The organism is Pseudomonas sp. OV546 (assembly GCF_900116845.1).
GTDB classification, from domain to species: domain Bacteria; phylum Pseudomonadota; class Gammaproteobacteria; order Pseudomonadales; family Pseudomonadaceae; genus Aquipseudomonas; species Aquipseudomonas petroselini.
Genome location: NZ_FPCE01000004.1, coordinates 258,523 through 275,112, shown reverse-complemented (window position 1 = coordinate 275,112; position 16,590 = coordinate 258,523). Strand labels below are relative to the sequence as shown.

The window sequence follows — 16,590 nt, the reverse complement described above, 5'->3', positions numbered from 1 at the left end:
TGTCAAAAAGCTTTTTCTGATTCACAGGGATCCGAATGTGGCAGGGCGCTTGTTGTGTTGGGCAGGCCTGTTGTGATGAGCAGGGCTTGTTGTGGTGAGCAGGCTTGCCCTGCGCTGGGCTGCGAAGCAGCCCCAAAACCATTCACCGCGGTCTATCTGTAAAAATGAGGTGTGACGGTTGGGGCTGCTTCGCAGCCCAGCGCAGGGCAAGCCTGCTCACTACAAACTTTTCTGATGGGTGTCAGTTAGAGCTGGAAGCGTCCTACCATCCCGTTCAGATCCACCGCCAGGCGCGACAACTCGCTGCTCGCCGCACTGGTCTGGCTGGCACCGGTGGCCGACTGTACCGACAAATCACGGATGTTCACCAGGTTACGGTCCACTTCCCGCGCCACCTGCGCCTGCTCTTCCGCCGCGCTGGCGATGACCAGGTTGCGTTCGTTGATCTCCACAATCGCGGTGTTGATGGTGTCCAGTGACATCCCGGCGCCTTTGGCGATGTTCAGTGTCGATTCGGCGCGTTCGGTGCTGTTGCGCATCGAGTCCACCGCGTGCTCGGTGCCGGCCTGGATGCTGCCGATCATCCGTTCGATTTCGCTGGTCGACTGCTGGGTGCGATGGGCCAGGGCCCGCACTTCATCGGCGACCACCGCAAAGCCACGGCCGGCTTCACCCGCACGGGCCGCTTCGATGGCGGCGTTCAGGGCCAGCAGGTTGGTCTGGTCAGCCAGGCCGCGAATCACGTCCAGCACCTTGCCGATATCGCGCGATTCATTGGCCAAGTCGCCAATCAGTGTTGCGGTCGCTTGTACGTCGCCGCTCATGCGTTCGATGGCGCTGACGGTTTCCTGCACCAAATCACGGCCATCCCCGGCGGAGGTGGTGGCGTTGCGCGAAGCTTCGGACGTGCTGACCGCATTGCGTGCGACTTCTTCGACGGCACTGGTCATCTCGTTCACCGCCGTGGCGGCTTGTTCGATTTCGTTGTTTTGCTGGGTCAGGCCACGGGCGCTTTCGTCGGTGACCGCGTTCAGTTCTTCGGCGGCCGACGCCAACTGGCTGGCGGAACCCGCGATGCGTTGCAGGGTGTCGCGCAGTTTGTCCTGCATCTTGGCCATGGCCGCCAGCAGGCGTCCGGCTTCGTCGTTGCCGTCGACCTTGATCGGGCGGGTCAGGTTGCCTTCGGCCACTTCTTCCGCCGCTTCCAGTGCCAGGGAAATGGGCAGGGTGATGCTGCGGGTCAGCAGCCAGGCGAACAGCATCGTCAGTGCCGTGGCGATAATCAGCAGGCCAATCACCCAGTTGAAGGCCATGTTGTACTGGTCTTCAGCCTGTTGGTTGGTGGCAAGGGCGGCCTTGTTGTTGTAGTCCAGCAGGCGGTTGAGCACGGTGTTGACCTGCTCGGAGTTGCTCAACAGTTCGGTGTTGAGCAGGGTGCGCAGCTCTTCGACCTGGTTGGCGCGCGACAGGCTCTTCATGCGCGCTTCAATCTGTTGGTACTGGGCAAGCAGGCGGATGTATTCGTCGTAGATCGAGCGCTCCTCACTGCTGTCGATCAGTTTTTCGTAAGTGCCCTGAGCGGCGCGGATCTGCTGGTTGCGCAGTTCGAAGGCTTCCAGGGTCTTTTGCTGAACGTCCGGCTCGCGGTTGGTCAGCAAGCGATAGGACAACACCCGCAGGCGCAAGGTGAGTTGGGTGAAGTCATCAAGGGCGCGGATGCTCGGGACGCTGGACAGGGTGATGTCCTGGGTGGCGCCACGGATCTTGCTCATCTGATTCAGCGCGAAAATACCGAGAAGCAGCATCAATGCGCCAATAAACGCGAAGCCGAGGAAGGCCCTCGGAGCGATATTCATATTACGTAGCGACATGCGGGAATCCTGGGGGAGAGCGCGATCCGTGCGGCCATGAGACGGTCTGTGCCTCTCTATCGGTCGTACGACTAAAGTCTAAAGGGGCCTGTGCGGTTTTGTCGCATCTGACGAGGGGTTTGGCCGATTCAGGAACCAGATCGGGTAAATGCAGTCACTAAGGCTCGAAAGTGCGGCCCGGCCCTTAAAAAACGGGCTGCGCGCCGGGGATAACCCTGGCATCCGAGGTGAATTTTCTTTATCGTCACCGCCCTTTGAAAAAGCCCGAGAAATCAAAATGTTAGAAGCATCCCTCAGCCAATTGGAACAACTGGTCAGCGACCTCGTACAGCAGAATCAGGACCTGTTGGGCAGCAACGAATCCCTCAAGGCCGAACTGGCGCGTGCCAAGGATGAGAACGACAGCCTGCAACTGAACCTCATGGAGCAGGAAGAAAAACACGGCGCGACCGCCGCGCGTATCCAGGCGCTGGTTGAGCGTGTGAGCGCAGGGCCTGTCAGCGCATGAGTGAAGGGATAAAGGTCGTTTCGATTCTCGGAGAGGATTACTCGATCAAGGCACCGGCCGGCGAAGATAAAACCCTGATGCACGCCGTGACCCTGCTCAAGGCCTCCCTGGCCAACACCAAGAAAAAGTACCCGACCCTGATCGGTGACAAGTTACTGGTGCTGGCGGCGCTGAACCTGTGCGCCGAGCAGATCGAAATGCAGCAGGCGCACCAGCAGGAACTCGACCGTTACCAAGAGCAAGTCAGCGCCACGGTCGATGTGATTTCCAAGGCGATCGGAACGCCTTAGAACCACTCATCTTGCATACTGAGGCACGTATCATCGCGGGCCTCCAGAATTGCCAGCTCATGATGGCAGCTCGGTACTTCCCAGGTCAGGAAGTACCGGGCGGCCTGGAGCTTGCCTTTATAGAAGGCCACATCGGCCGCCTCGCCCTTGGCCAGTCCTTCTTCGGCGCGAATCGCCTGTTCCAGCCAGCGCCAGCCAATCACCGTATGCCCGAACACCTTCAAGTACAGCGCCGAGTTCGCCAGGCTGCTGTTGACCTTGCCGTGGGCGAGATCCGTCAGCAGGCCGATCGTCACGCTTTGCAGGCGGTTGACCAACTGTTCCAGCGGTTCCCTGAGTGGGCTGAGGCTTGGGTATTCCTGCGCGCGGGCACCGGTTTCGGCCATCAGCCTGATAAGTTGCTTCAAGCCCGCGCCACCGTTCTGCGCCAGCTTGCGCCCAAGCAAATCCAGGGACTGGATGCCATGGGTGCCTTCATGAATCGGATTCAGGCGGTTATCGCGGTAGTACTGTTCCACCGGGTATTCACGGGTGTAACCGTGGCCACCGAGGATCTGGATCGCCAGTTCGTTGGCCTTGAGGCAGAACTCCGAGGGCCAGGATTTGACGATGGGCGTCAGCAGGTCCAGCAGTTCGTGGGCGTGCTTGCGCTCGGCGTCGGTTTCCAGGGTGGTGGTGTCGTCGAACAGGCGTGCGGCGTAGAGGCCCAGGTCGAAGGCACCTTCCACGTAGGCTTTTTGCGTCAACAGCATACGTTTGATGTCGGCATGCTGGATGATCGAGACCGGCGCGGTCGTAGGGTCTTTGCTGTCGGGCAGACGCCCTTGCGGGCGTTCGCGGGCGTACTCCAGGGAGTAGAGGTAGCCGGCGTAACCGAGCATCACCGCGCCCATGCCCACGCCGATGCGTGCTTCGTTCATCATTTGGAACATGCAGCTCAAACCTTGGTGCGGCTTGCCCACCAGATAGCCGACACAGTGGCCGTTATCGCCGAAATTCAGCGCCGTGGACGTGGTGCCGCGCCAGCCCATCTTGTGGAAAAGCCCCGCCAGCAGTACGTCGTTGCGCTCGCCCAGGCTGCCGTCGTCGTTGACCAGGAACTTGGGCACGATAAACAGCGAAATGCCCTTCACCCCAGCCGGTGCGTCCGGCAGCTTCGCCAGCACCATGTGCACGATGTTTTCCGACAGCGGGTGATCGCCGCCGGAGATGAAGATCTTATTGCCCTTGAGTCGATACGTGCCGTCGGCCGCAGGCTCTGCGCGGGTACGAATATCCGACAGCGATGAACCGGCGTGGGGTTCGGTGAGGGCCATGGTGCCGAAGAAACGGCCGTCGATCATCGGTTGCAGAAAGCGCTGTTTCTGATCGTCGGTGCCGAAGCTTTCGATCAGGTTGGCGGCCCCCATGGTCAGGAACGGGTAGGACGTCGAGGCGGCGTTGGCCGACTGGAAATGCGCGAAACAGGCTTGAGACAGCAGCGTGGGCAGTTGCATGCCGCCCGCTTCGAAACTACGCGCCGCGTTGAGAAAGCCGGCTTCGAGGAACGCATCCACCGCCGGTTTCACCTCCGGAATCAGGATCGCCTGGCCGTCTTCGTAACGGGGTTCGTTTTCGTCGTTCTTGCGGTTGTGGGGGGCGAAATACTTCTCGGCGATCGTGCGGGCGGTGCTGATGGCCGCGTCGAAGGTTTCGCGGGTGTGCTCGGCAAACCGCTCGCGCTGGGTCAGGCCCTCGGCATCGAGGACTTCGTACAGCTCGAAAGCCAGATTGCGGGAACTGAGCAGCGTCTCGGACATGGCGGCTTACCTTTGGAGGAATTGGCCTGAGTCTAAGTGTGCGAATAGAAGCTGGATAGCAAGATTGATTTGGGTGATGCACAGGCAAATGTGGGAGGGGGCTTGCCCCCGATGGCGATGTGTCAGTCACCAAGTGTATTGGCTGATCCACCGCTATCGGGGGCAAGCCCCCTCCCACATGCCTGACTGCATTCCTTCAGGCAGTTAACCGATAGTCATGAGGCTGGCGTTACCGCCAGCTGCCGCCGTGTTAACGCTCAACGCCCGCTCGATCACCAACCGCTCCAGCGCAATCGCGGTCTCGCCCTGGGACAAACCATGCACCCCAACAATCGCGCCACCACGCTGGGCCACTTGCTGGCACACCGCACGCAGCTGGTCGGAATCCCCGTGGTGCAGAACTGCGTCGAACACCACCTCGTCCTTGGTCCAGTCGGCCACGCGCTTGATCTTCGCCTGAATCTCCTTCGGCAGGCGTGGGAACAAGGCCTTGGTCAGGTCGGTTTCCGGCCATACCGCCGAGCCGCCGACGGCCAGCACCGCCGCCAGTTGAGTCAGCAGGTCGCCTTCCACGTCCGCCAGGCACAGCACGTGCTCGCGGGGCAGGATGGCGTAGCTGTTGCGCTCGCCGGTCGGGCCGGCCAGTTGGCGGGTGATGCCGCTTTGCGATTGCGCGGCGAACTGGCTGCACAAGGCGCTCAGTTCGCTGAGCTTATTGCTGTCGGCCCAGGTGTTCAGGGCGGTCAGCGGTTGGCTCATGGCGTCGCGCAGGCGCACGTCCGGTGCGGCCAATGCGTCGCCGCGTACGAAGGATTGCTCGATGGCATCCGTAGGACGAGTCGACAGCAGGCGATACAGGTACAGCGGGCCACCGGCTTTCGGGCCAGTGCCCGACAGGCCTTCGCCGCCGAACGGTTGTACGCCCACTACGGCACCGACGATGTTGCGGTTCACATAGACGTTGCCGGCATTGACGTTGTCGATCACCTTGGCGATGGTCTCGTCGATGCGCGTATGCACGCCGAGGGTCAGGCCGTAGCCGGAAGCGTTGATCTGACCGATGAGCTGGTCGATCTCTTTGCGCTTGTAGCGCACCACGTGCAGCACCGGGCCGAAGATTTCACGTTGCAGTTCATCGAAGCTTTCCAGCTCGATCAGGGTAGGTGTCACGAAGGTGCCGCGCTTGATCTCTTCGCCGTCGGCAATCGCCACCTGGTAAACGTTGCGGCCTTTGTCGCGCATGGCCTGGATGTGTTTCTCGATGCCGGCCTTGGCTTCGGCATCGATCACCGGGCCGATATCGACGGACAAGCGCTCCGGGTTGCCCAGGCGGCATTCCGCCATGGCGCCCTTGAGCATTTCGATGACGCGGTCTGCCGAATCTTCCTGCAGGCACAGTACGCGCAGGGCCGAGCAACGCTGGCCAGCGCTGTCGAAGGCCGAGGACACCACGTCGATGACCACTTGTTCGGTCAGCGCCGAGGAGTCGACGATCATCGCGTTCTGGCCACCGGTTTCGGCGATCAGCGGAATCGGACGGCCCTGGGCATCCAGGCGACCGGCGACATTGCGTTGCAGCAGGCGCGCCACTTCGGTGGAGCCGGTGAACATCACGCCTTTGACGCGATCATCACCTACCAAGCGGGCACCGACGGTTTCGCCCTGGCCCGGCAGCAGTTGCAGCACGCCTTCCGGAATGCCGGCTTCCAGCAGGATGCGCACGGCTTGTGCGGCGACCAGCGGGGTTTGTTCGGCCGGCTTGGCCAATACCGGGTTGCCGGCGGCCAGTGCGGCAGCCACTTGACCGCTGAAAATCGCCAATGGGAAGTTCCACGGGCTGATGCACACCACGGGGCCCAGTGGGCGGTGGGCGTCATTGGTGAAATCGTTGCGCGCCTGCACCGCGTAGTAGCGCAGGAAGTCTACGGCTTCACGCACTTCGGCGATGGCGTTGGCGAAGGTCTTGCCGGCTTCGCGGGCCAGCAGGCCCATCAATGGCTGGATCTCACCTTCCATCAGGTCGGCGGCACGCTCCAGGATCGCGGCACGCTCGGCGGGCGGGGTGGCCTGCCAGATCGGACCGGCGCTGATGGCGCACTGGATGGCGTTGTCGACGTCTTCGACGGTGGCTTCCTGCACATGGCCGACCACATCACGCAGGTCGGATGGGTTCAGTACCGGCGCCGCCGCTTGCTCGCTGGCAGCGCAACCGAGCATCGGTGCGGCTTTCCAGTTGTTGTGCGCGGTCGCCAGCAGGGCGCAGGACAGCGATGCCAGACGGTGTTCGTTAGCCAGGTCAATGCCGGCCGAGTTGGCGCGGTCTCTGCCGTACAGGTCGCGCGGCAGTGGAATACGCGGGTGCGGCAGGCCGAAGCCGCCTTCCAGCGTGGCCATCTGCTCGATGCTGGCCACTGGATCGGCCACCAGCTCCTGGATCGAGATGGATTGGTCGGCAATGCGGTTGACGAACGAGGTGTTCGCGCCGTTTTCCAGCAGGCGACGTACCAGGTAAGCCAGCAGCGTTTCGTGGGTGCCGACCGGTGCGTACACGCGGCACGGACGGTTCAGCTTGCCGTCGGAAACCTTGCCTACCACCTGCTCGTACAACGGTTCACCCATGCCGTGCAGGCATTGGAACTCGTACTGGCCCGGGTAATAGTTCTGACCGGCGATATGGTAGATGGCCGACAAGGTGTGGGCGTTATGCGTGGCGAATTGCGGGTAGATGACTTCCGGCACAGACAGCAGTTTGCGTGCGCAGGCAATGTAGGAAACGTCGGTGTACACCTTGCGGGTGTACACCGGGTAGCCTTCCAGGCCTTCGACCTGGGCGCGTTTGATTTCGCTGTCCCAGTACGCGCCTTTCACCAGACGGATCATCAGGCGATGGCGGCTGCGGCGCGCCAGGTCGATGACGTAGTCGATCACGTACGGGCAACGTTTCTGGTAGGCCTGGATCACGAAGCCGATGCCGTTCCAGCCGGTCAGTTGCGGTTCGAAGCACAGGCGCTCGAGCAGGTCGAGGGACAGCTCCAGGCGGTCGGCTTCTTCGGCGTCGATGTTCAGGCCGATGTCGTATTGCTTGGCCAGCAGCGTCAGCGACAGCAGGCGCGGGTACAGCTCGTCCATCACGCGCTCGTACTGCGCACGGCTGTAGCGCGGGTGCAGCGCCGACAGCTTGATGGAAATACCAGGGCCTTCATAAATCCCACGGCCGTGGGAGGCTTTGCCGATGGAGTGAATGGCTTGTTCGTACGAGGCCAGGTACTTCTGCGCATCACGTTCGGTGAGCGCGGCTTCACCGAGCATGTCGTAGGAGTAGCGGAAGCCCTTGGCTTCGAACTTGCTCGCATTGGCCAAGGCTTCAGCGATGGTTTCGCCGGTGACGAACTGCTCGCCCATCAGGCGCATGGCCATGTCGACGCCCTTGCGGATCATCGGTTCGCCGCTCTTGCCGATGATGCGGCTCAGGGACGAGGTCAACCCCGCTTCGTTATGGGTGGCGACCAGTTTGCCGGTCAGCAGCAGGCCCCAGGTCGCAGCGTTGACGAACAGCGACGGGCTGTTGCCCAAGTGCGGCTGCCAGTTACCGGTGCTGATCTTGTCGCGGATCAGCGCGTCGCGAGTGCCTTTGTCCGGGATGCGCAGCAGCGCTTCGGCCAGGCACATCAAGGCCACGCCTTCCTGGGATGACAGGGAAAATTCCTGCAGCAGGCCCTGAACAATCCCGGCACGGCCGCCGGCGCTTTTCTGATTACGCAGTTTCTCGGCAATCGACGCAGCAAGCTTGTTGGTGGCTTCGGCCATTGGCGCCGGCAGGCGGGCCTGCTCGATCAGCATCGGCACGACTTCCGGCTCTGGGCGGCGGTAAGCGGCGGTGATCGAGGCGCGCAGCACGGATTGCGGCAGGATGCTTTCAGCGAACTCAAGGAAGCACTGGTGGGCGTGATCCGTCTGGACGTCGCCTGCGTCGTCAGTGCCGTTGCTGCTCAAACCATTGAGTTCAGTCAGGGTTGCACCACCCTCCAGTTTCTCCAGGTAATTGAAAATCGCCTGCTTGATCAGCCAGTGCGGCGTGCGATCAATGGAGGTCGCGGCCGCCTTGAGGCGCTCGCGGGTCGGGTCGTCTAGTTTGACCCCAAGGGTGGTCGTAGCCATTTTGTTATCCTCATGGGTGCCACTACCGAGTGGCATCAGCTGGCCGCCAGATTAGCTTTGCGCATGAATAGGTGCAACCGGGTGCAACCCATTTTGTTCATGAAATTTCTAACGCTTGATCGGAAATAATTTGGCCTTCGACAGAATCCGCTTCGTCCTGGTGCGTTTGCTTCTGAGATCGGCTGTTCTTGCTCCGAAAAGGAGCAAAAACGGGGTGTTTTGCACTTTTCACACCTGGGTGCAACTTATTCTCGCGAAACTGGTTGCACCTTATTTGCTTTGTTGAATAGCATTCGCGGCCAAGGTGCAACCACCTCCACGGGTCGGTTCATCGGCTGACGGCTTTCCTGGGGAAACGTCAGTCATAAATGCGCGGCACGCAGCTACGTCTACCTACTTCCAATGGGTGGCCGTCTGACAGACCGTCGCTACATAAAAACAAAGCCAGGGCGTCACTCTTATGAGCGTTAGTAATCCAACCCTGATCACGTTCGTGATCTACATCGCAGCAATGGTGCTGATCGGCTTCATGGCCTATCGCTCCACCAACAACCTTTCCGATTACATCCTGGGCGGTCGCAGCCTCGGTAGCGTGGTGACTGCCTTGTCGGCCGGCGCTTCCGACATGAGTGGCTGGTTGTTGATGGGCCTGCCGGGCGCGATCTACATGTCTGGTTTGTCGGAAAGCTGGATTGCCATTGGCCTGATCGTCGGTGCCTACCTCAACTGGCTGTTCGTCGCCGGTCGCCTGCGGGTACAGACCGAGCACAACGGCGACGCACTGACCCTGCCGGATTACTTCTCCAGCCGTTTCGAAGATAAAAGCGGCCTGCTGCGGATCATCTCCGCCGTGGTGATCCTGGTGTTCTTCACCATCTATTGCGCGTCCGGCATCGTCGCCGGTGCCCGCCTGTTCGAAAGCACCTTCGGCATGTCTTACGAGACTGCGCTGTGGGCCGGTGCTGCTGCAACGATTGCCTACACCTTCGTCGGTGGTTTCCTGGCCGTGAGCTGGACCGACACCGTACAAGCCACGCTGATGATCTTCGCGCTGATCCTTACGCCGATCATCGTGCTGCTGGCTACCGGTGGTGTCGATACCACCTTCCTGGCGATCGAAGCCAAGAACCCTGACAACTTCAATATGCTGAAAAACACCACCTTCATCGGCATCATCTCGCTGATGGGCTGGGGCCTGGGTTACTTCGGCCAGCCGCACATCCTCGCGCGTTTCATGGCGGCGGATTCGGTCAAGTCGATTGCCAACGCACGTCGCATCTCCATGACCTGGATGATCCTGTGCCTGGGTGGCACCGTGGCCGTGGGCTTCTTCGGTATCGCCTACTTCTCGGCGCACCCGGAAGTGGCCGGTCCTGTGACCGAAAACCACGAACGTGTGTTCATTGAACTGGCCAAGCTGCTGTTCAACCCGTGGATCGCCGGTGTACTGCTGTCGGCCATTCTGGCTGCCGTGATGAGCACCCTGAGCTGCCAATTGCTGGTGTGCTCCAGCGCCCTGACCGAAGACTTCTACAAAACCTTCCTGCGCAAAAACGCCTCCCAGGTTGAGTTGGTGTGGGTCGGTCGCTTGATGGTGCTGCTGGTTGCGCTGATCGCCATCGCCATGGCCGCCAACCCCAACAACCGCGTACTCGGCCTGGTCAGCTACGCCTGGGCCGGTTTCGGCGCCGCGTTTGGCCCTGTGGTGCTGATCTCGGTGATCTGGAAACACATGACCCGTAACGGCGCACTGGCCGGTATCCTGGTCGGCGCGATCACCGTGATCGTATGGAAACACTTCGAACTGCTGGGGCTGTACGAGATCATTCCAGGCTTTATTTTCGCCAGCCTGGCGATCTACTTCGTGAGCAAGATGGGCGCACCGACCGCAGGTATGGTCGAGCGTTTTGATGCGGCGGAGAAGGACTACAACCTCAACAAATGATTCGTCGGGCATTAATCGCCTGTTGAGTTGAGAGAAAGGCCCGCGTCCTACGGATAGCGGGCCTTTTTTTACCTGTGTTTTACGCCGCTCCGAAGAGGATTCCGACGCGTTTGTGTAGGGTTTTACTGATTTGTCCAGGGCGGGCCCAGGAGGGGGGAACAGTGATGCAAAATCAGCCCCCCACCCCTCGCAGAGAAACACCGGATGTTCGCTCCTGCCAATCAAAGTGCCTTTACCCTGTCCCTCGACGGTGAGCCCAGTGAACTCAAGGTGTTCGAGTTTACGGGCCGTGAATCCATCAGCCAGCCTTATCATTTTGACCTCGAGTTGGTCAGCGAACAGCCCGATCTCGACCTGGAAGGCTTGCTGCATCGCCAGGTGTATCTCGGGTTCGATGATCAGGGCCATGGTGTTCATGGGCTGGTCTACCGGGTGGCTCAGGGCGATTCCGGACGGCGCCTGACGCGTTATCAGCTGACGCTTGTGCCGCAGCTGGCCTATCTGGCGCACAGCAGCCACCAGCGCATTTTCCAGCACAAGACGGTGCCGCAGATTGTTGCGCAGGTACTGGAGGGGCAGGGCATCCAGAGTGACCGCTTCGAATTCCGGCTCAGCGGTGCCTACCACGAGCGCGAGTATTGTGTGCAGTTTGGCGAGACTGACTTGGCGTTCATTCAGCGGCTGTGCGCGGAGTTGGGCATTCACTATCACTTCCAGCATTCGGCCGAGGGGCATTTGCTGGTGTTTGGGGATGACCAGACGGTCTTTGCCCAGCCCGAACAGCCCACGCCTTACACCCCCGGTTCCGGGATGGTGGCGGATACCCCGGCAATCAAGCGGTTTGCGGTGCAGGTGCAGACCCGCACCACGGCTGTGAACCTGCGCGATTACGACTTTCGCAAGCCGAACCTGGGCCTGGAAAGCGCGGTCGCTGGCGAGCAGCTTCCGACGCTTGAAACGCAGGATTACCCTGGTCATTTCAGCGACCGCGCCCATGGCAAATACCTTGCGCAGCGAAGCCTGGAGCGTCATCGCAGTGATTACCGCATCGCCCATGGCAACGGTGATGAACCGGCATTGGCCAGCGGCAGGTTCCTCAGGCTGGCGGCCCACCCACGGGAAGAGTGGAATGGCCTGTGGTTGGCGACACACGTGACCCACGAGGGTAAACAACCGCAAGTCCTGGAAGAGGCTGTGACCGAGGTCGCCGGTGGGGACTTTCGCCAGGGTTATCGCAACAACTTTATCGCCGCGCCGTGGGACGTGATTTTCCGCCCGTCTCTGGACGAGCATGCGCGCCCAGTGATCTCGGGTTATCAACATGCCGTGGTGACCGGCCCCGCCGACAGTGAAATCCATTGCGATGAGTACGGCCGGGTCAAGGTGCAACTGGCCTGGGACCGTGCCGGTGAACATAACGACCATTCCAGTTGCTGGCTGAGGGTTGCCAGTGGGTGGGCGCATGATCGCTATGGTTCGGTGCTGATCCCGCGAGTCGGCATGGAAGTGCTGGTGGGTTTCGTCAATGGCGACATGGACATGCCGTTGGTGATGGGCTGTTTGCCCAACGCGGCGACCCAGGTGCCCCTCGACCTGCCGGCGGACAAGACCCGCAGTATCTTGCGCAGCCAGAGCAGCCCGGGCGGCGGTGGCTACAACGAGCTACGTATCGAGGACCGCAAGGGCACCGAGGAAATCTACCTGCGCGCCCAGCGGGATTGGACGCAGCATGTACTGCATGATCAACAGGTGCAGGTCGATAACGGGCGTCGTATCACCGTGGGTGGCGAGTCGCACCATGAGTTGCGCGGTGAAGAGCAGCGCATTACCCACGGCAATCGTCTGACGCAGCTCAAGCAGGATGATCACGTGGTGGTCGCCGGTTCGCAGCAGGTGCGCGCCGAGCGGGCTATTCAGATAGGGGCAGGGCAAAGCGTCGTCATTGATGCGGGCGCGACTGTCACGATCCAGGCGGGTGGGCAGTCGATCACGCTGTCGGCCGGTGGGATTTTCAGCAGTGTGCCGATCCAGCTTGGCAGCTCGCCCGCTCCGGCGGCCGCACCGTTGATGCCTGGCGTGAAAGAGACGTTACTGGCCGTGATTCCGGCGCCGCTGAGCCGTGTGCAAGTGGCCAGTTTCAAGCGCAGCGCACCGTTTTGCGAAGAGTGTGAGCGCTGCAAGAACGGCCAGTGCGATCTCCCCCGACACAGCAATGCACCCCAACCTTAAAAGGACTGTATGCCGATGCTTCAACCCTTGCGTGCGGGTGAACAGATCTTCGCGGTCATGGGCGCTGCCAGTGACGCCAAGCCCCTGGAGGCTTGGCGAGCGCTTGCCGCCGGAACCTCGCCACAATCCGTGTGGGCCGGCACGGCCTATGCGACGTGGGCGGAGGTCATGCCCTATGTGGCTGTTGTCGAGCCGGACAGCCCATTCCTTGAGTGGGCCGCTTCCACTGATGCTACGGATTGGGGCTGGCTGGCCGTATCGTCCAGCCCGCTGGAAAGCGTGATTGCACACCTGCAAAGCCTGACCAAGGTGTTCCTACCGGATGGCCAGGAAGTGTTTTTGCGCTTTTGGGATGGGGCGCAGTTTCTGCCGATCATTCAGCAGCGAAGTGATGAGATATTGCCGGTTTTCCAGCGCTACCTGATCAATGGCCAGTCGCTGGCGGGCGCGACGGGCCCGGTCACTGCGGCCAAGGCCAGCCCATGGTGGCGAGTGCCATCAGCGTTACTGGAGCACCTGGCTGAGCAATCGCCACACACCCTTATCCACAACCTGTTGCAATGGCTCGAAGAGCAACGACCCGACCTCTACACCGCCTGTGCACCGACGACCTTGCAGCACAAGGTCGCCTACTTCGCGCGCGGTGCGGATACCCACTATCAGGCGCTGGCCGACTACCTGGCCTCAGAGCTGAGTTGAACCCAGCGCCTGCTGCAGGTCTTCGAGTAGGTCTTCAATCGCCTCAATGCCGACCGACAGGCGAATCATCTCCGGCTTTACGCCGGCCTTGGCTTGTTCCTGCTCGTTCATCTGCCGGTGGGTGGTGGAGGCGGGGTGGCAGGCCAGGGATTTGGCGTCGCCGATGTTCACCAGACGCTTGAAGATTTGCAGTGCGTCATAGAAGCGTACACCGGCGTCGTAGCCACCCTTCAGACCAAAGGACAGGATCGCTGACGGTTTGCCCTGCAGGTATTTCTGCGCCAGTGCGTGGTGCGGATGATCCGGCAGGCCGGCGTAGCTGACCCACTCCACATCGGCATGCCCTTGCAGGAACTGCGCGACTTTCAAGGCGTTTTCGGTATGGCGCTCCATGCGCAGGGCCAGGGTTTCCAGACCTTGCAACAGCAGGAAGGCGTTCATCGGTGCCAGCGCCGCGCCGGTATTGCGCAGCGGCACGGTGCGAGCGCGGGCGATGAAAGCGGCAGGGCCGAATTTTTCGGTGTAGACCACGCCGTGGTAGGCGGGCTCTGGGTTGTTGAGGCCGGGGAATTTGTCCGGGTAATCGGTCCAGGGGAAGGTGCCGCTGTCGACGATCACGCCGCCCAGGGAGTTGCCATGGCCGCCGATGTATTTGGTGACCGAGTGCACCACGATATCGGCACCGAACTGGATCGGCTTGCACAGGATCGGCGTGGCCACGGTGTTATCCACCACCAGCGGTACGCCTCGGGCGTGGGCGACGTTGGCCAGGGCTTCGATGTCGATGATATTGCCCGCGGGGTTGCCGATGCTTTCGCAGTACACCAACTTGGTATTGTCGTCGATCAGTTCCGCGATGGCGGCGGCTGAGTCATCACGGGCGAAACGCACATCGACGCCGAAGCTCGGCAGCAAGTGCGCGAACAAGGTGTAGGTGCCGCCGTAGAGCTGCGGGGTGGTGACGATATTGTCGCCCGCCCGGGTGAGGGTCTGGATCGCGTAGTGGATGGCCGCGCTGCCCGCCGATACCGCCAGGCCTGCGATACCGCCCTCGAGCGCGGCGATGCGCTGCTCCAGCACGTCATTGGTGGGGTTCATGATCCGCGTGTAGATGTTGCCAGGCACATCCAGGTTGAACAGGTCGGCGCCGTGCTGGGCGTTGTCGAATTCGAACGCGACGTTCTGGTAGATCGGCACGGCGACGGCCTTGGTGGTCGGGTCCGACTTGAAGCCGTGGTGCAGCGCGATGGTGGCGTCTTTCATGGGGTTACTGACCTCCCTGGATGGTGGATCGCCACAATAAATCCGCCCCGGCGCCGGCATTTAGATTTTTTTCAGTCGCAAGCCTGCCTTTTCGACATAAGCACCGCCCGGCACGCCGCCCTGCACTTGAGCCCGCGTAAAAGGTAAACTTCGCCCCCTGCGCAGGAGCAACCATGAATTATCGTCACGCCTTTCACGCCGGCAACCATGCCGATGTCTTCAAACACCTGACCTTGACCCGTCTCATCGCCCTGATGTCGCGCAAGGAGCAGCCGTTCGCCTACCTCGACACCCACGCCGGCATTGGCCTGTACGACCTGCAGGGCGACCAGGCCAACCGCACCGGTGAGTACCTGGAAGGCATCGCCCGCTTGTGGGGCGAAAGCGACCTGCCGCCGCTGACCGCCGACTACATGCGCGTGCTGCATGAGATGAACCCGGATGGCGAGTTGCGCTACTACCCCGGTTCGCCGGAGCTGGCGCGACGCCTGACGCGGCCCCAGGACCGAGTGCTGCTCAATGAAAAGCACCCGGAAGACGGCGTGCTGCTCAAGGACAACATGAAGGGTGATCGCCGCGTCAAAGTGCACCTGGGCGAAGGCTGGCATGTGCCGCGTGCCTTGCTGCCGGTGCCGGAAAAGCGCGCGTTGATGCTGATCGATCCGCCGTTCGAGAAGCTCGACGAAATGCAACGCTGCGCCGCATCCCTCAAGGAAGCCGTGGGCCGCATGCGCCAGACCGTCGCGGCCATTTGGTACCCGGTCAAGGACCAGCGCATGCTGCGCCGTTTCTACCAGGACCTGGCCGGTACCGGTGCACCAAAGTTGTTGCGTGTGGAATTGCTGGTGCACCCGCTGGACACCCCCAACACCCTGACCGGCTCGGGCCTGGCGATCGCCAACCCGCCGTGGGGTCTGGAAGAGGAACTGCGTGAGCTGCTGCCGTGGTTGTCCAAGAAGCTTGGCCAGACCCAGGGTGGGTGGCAGATGGATTGGCTGATCGCTGAATAACTGTAGTGAGCGGGCTTGCCCCGCGCTGGGCTGCGTAGCAGCCCCAAAACCTCACACTGCGGTTTGCCTGAAACATCTCAGTGGATTTATTGGGGCTGCTTCGCAGCCCAGCGCGGGGCAAGCCCGCTCACTACATAACCCTGTTCGTCTGGGTATAGCGTCAGATTGGGCAGGTCACGCCCGTGCCGCCGATCCCGCAATAGCCCTGCGGATTCTTCGCCAGGTACTGCTGGTGATAGGTCTCGGCGAAGTACACCGTCGGCGCCTCTTCGATCTCTGTGGTAATCACACCCAGGCCGGCCTTGGTCAATTCACCTTGATAAGCCTCGGCACTGGCCTTTGCCGCCGCCAGTTGCTCCGGGGTGGTCGCATAGATCACCGAACGGTACTGGCTGCCGATGTCGTTGCCCTGGCGCATGCCCTGGGTCGGGTTGTGCAGTTCCCAGAACATTTTCAGCAGGTCTTCGTATTTCACCTTGGCCTGGTCATACACCACCAGCACCACTTCGCTGTGGCCGGTCAGGCCCGAGCAGACTTCTTCATAGGTCGGGTTCGGCGTATAGCCGCCGGCGTAACCGACCACGGTGCTGACCACGCCGTCGCGTTGCCAGAACTTGCGCTCGGCGCCCCAGAAACAACCCAGGCCGAAGATTGCAAAGCCGACGTCATCGAGGAACGGACCCAGCAGCGGGTTGCCGTTGACGAAGTGCGTCTCTGGCAGCGCCATTGGGGTTTCACGACCAGGCAGAGCTTGTTCTTGAGTAGGCAGCACGTTTTTGTTCACCAGAATTTCCGAGCGCAAGACCATGATCAGTCCT

The 16,590-nt window shown here is 61.3% G+C and carries 11 protein-coding genes; 6 read left to right on the top strand and 5 right to left on the bottom strand.

Going from position 1 to position 16,590, the window contains the following annotated elements; translation table 11 throughout:
- Nucleotides 1-245: 245 nt before the first annotated feature.
- Nucleotides 246-1,871, bottom strand: a complete 1,626-nt coding sequence (locus BM403_RS11615; RefSeq protein ID WP_093542870.1) for a methyl-accepting chemotaxis protein — start codon at nt 1,869-1,871, stop codon at nt 246-248.
- Between the two features lie 277 nt (nt 1,872-2,148).
- On the opposite strand from BM403_RS11615, the gene BM403_RS11610 reads away from it, so the two are divergent.
- Nucleotides 2,149-2,379 carry a hypothetical protein gene (locus tag BM403_RS11610; protein WP_012721849.1) on the top strand — a complete coding sequence of 77 codons (231 nt, stop codon included), beginning with the start codon at nt 2,149-2,151 and terminating at the stop codon, nt 2,377-2,379.
- Nucleotides 2,376-2,669: a cell division protein ZapA gene (locus BM403_RS11605; RefSeq protein ID WP_012721850.1), complete on the top strand. Its 294-nt coding sequence runs from the start codon at nt 2,376-2,378 to the stop codon at nt 2,667-2,669. Before BM403_RS11610 ends, BM403_RS11605 begins: the two co-directional genes overlap by 4 nt.
- Here BM403_RS11605 and BM403_RS11600 read toward each other — a convergent pair.
- Together BM403_RS11600 and putA are read right to left on the bottom strand one after the other, a co-directional pair.
- On the bottom strand, nt 2,666-4,468 hold the full coding sequence (locus tag BM403_RS11600; RefSeq protein ID WP_093542868.1) for an acyl-CoA dehydrogenase: 1,803 nt from the start codon (nt 4,466-4,468) through the stop codon (nt 2,666-2,668). The two genes, BM403_RS11605 and BM403_RS11600, sit on opposite strands and share 4 nt — an antisense overlap.
- 204 nt (nt 4,469-4,672) lie before the next feature.
- Entirely contained in the window at nt 4,673-8,626 is a 3,954-nt protein-coding gene (putA, locus tag BM403_RS11595) for a trifunctional transcriptional regulator/proline dehydrogenase/L-glutamate gamma-semialdehyde dehydrogenase (RefSeq protein ID WP_012721852.1), read from the bottom strand.
- 460 nt (nt 8,627-9,086) lie between these two features.
- On the opposite strand from putA, the gene putP reads away from it, so the two are divergent.
- From putP to BM403_RS11580, 3 genes are all read left to right on the top strand, one after another.
- Nucleotides 9,087-10,571 (top strand): sodium/proline symporter PutP, encoded by a 1,485-nt coding sequence (putP, locus tag BM403_RS11590; protein WP_012721853.1) that lies wholly within the window; start codon nt 9,087-9,089, stop codon nt 10,569-10,571.
- Nucleotides 10,572-10,775: 204 nt separating this feature from the next.
- Entirely contained in the window at nt 10,776-12,800 is a 2,025-nt protein-coding gene (locus BM403_RS11585) for a type VI secretion system Vgr family protein (protein ID WP_093542866.1), read from the top strand.
- Between the two features lie 15 nt (nt 12,801-12,815).
- Nucleotides 12,816-13,499 carry a DUF4123 domain-containing protein gene (locus BM403_RS11580; RefSeq protein ID WP_224795905.1) on the top strand — a complete coding sequence of 228 codons (684 nt, stop codon included), beginning with the start codon at nt 12,816-12,818 and terminating at the stop codon, nt 13,497-13,499.
- Here the strand turns inward: BM403_RS11580 and BM403_RS11575 are convergent.
- Nucleotides 13,485-14,762 carry an O-acetylhomoserine aminocarboxypropyltransferase/cysteine synthase family protein gene (locus tag BM403_RS11575; protein ID WP_093542862.1) on the bottom strand — a complete coding sequence of 426 codons (1,278 nt, stop codon included), beginning with the start codon at nt 14,760-14,762 and terminating at the stop codon, nt 13,485-13,487. The two genes, BM403_RS11580 and BM403_RS11575, sit on opposite strands and share 15 nt — an antisense overlap.
- A gap of 173 nt (nt 14,763-14,935) precedes the next feature.
- Between BM403_RS11575 and BM403_RS11570 the strand changes: the two genes are divergently transcribed.
- On the top strand, nt 14,936-15,772 hold the full coding sequence (locus tag BM403_RS11570) for a 23S rRNA (adenine(2030)-N(6))-methyltransferase RlmJ (protein WP_010213693.1): 837 nt from the start codon (nt 14,936-14,938) through the stop codon (nt 15,770-15,772).
- Nucleotides 15,773-15,932: 160 nt separating this feature from the next.
- Here BM403_RS11570 and msrA read toward each other — a convergent pair whose 3' ends face one another.
- A complete protein-coding gene (gene msrA, locus BM403_RS11565) occupies nt 15,933-16,580 on the bottom strand; it encodes a peptide-methionine (S)-S-oxide reductase MsrA (RefSeq protein WP_012721857.1) in 648 nt (215 codons plus the stop codon).
- Nucleotides 16,581-16,590: the final 10 nt, after the last annotated feature.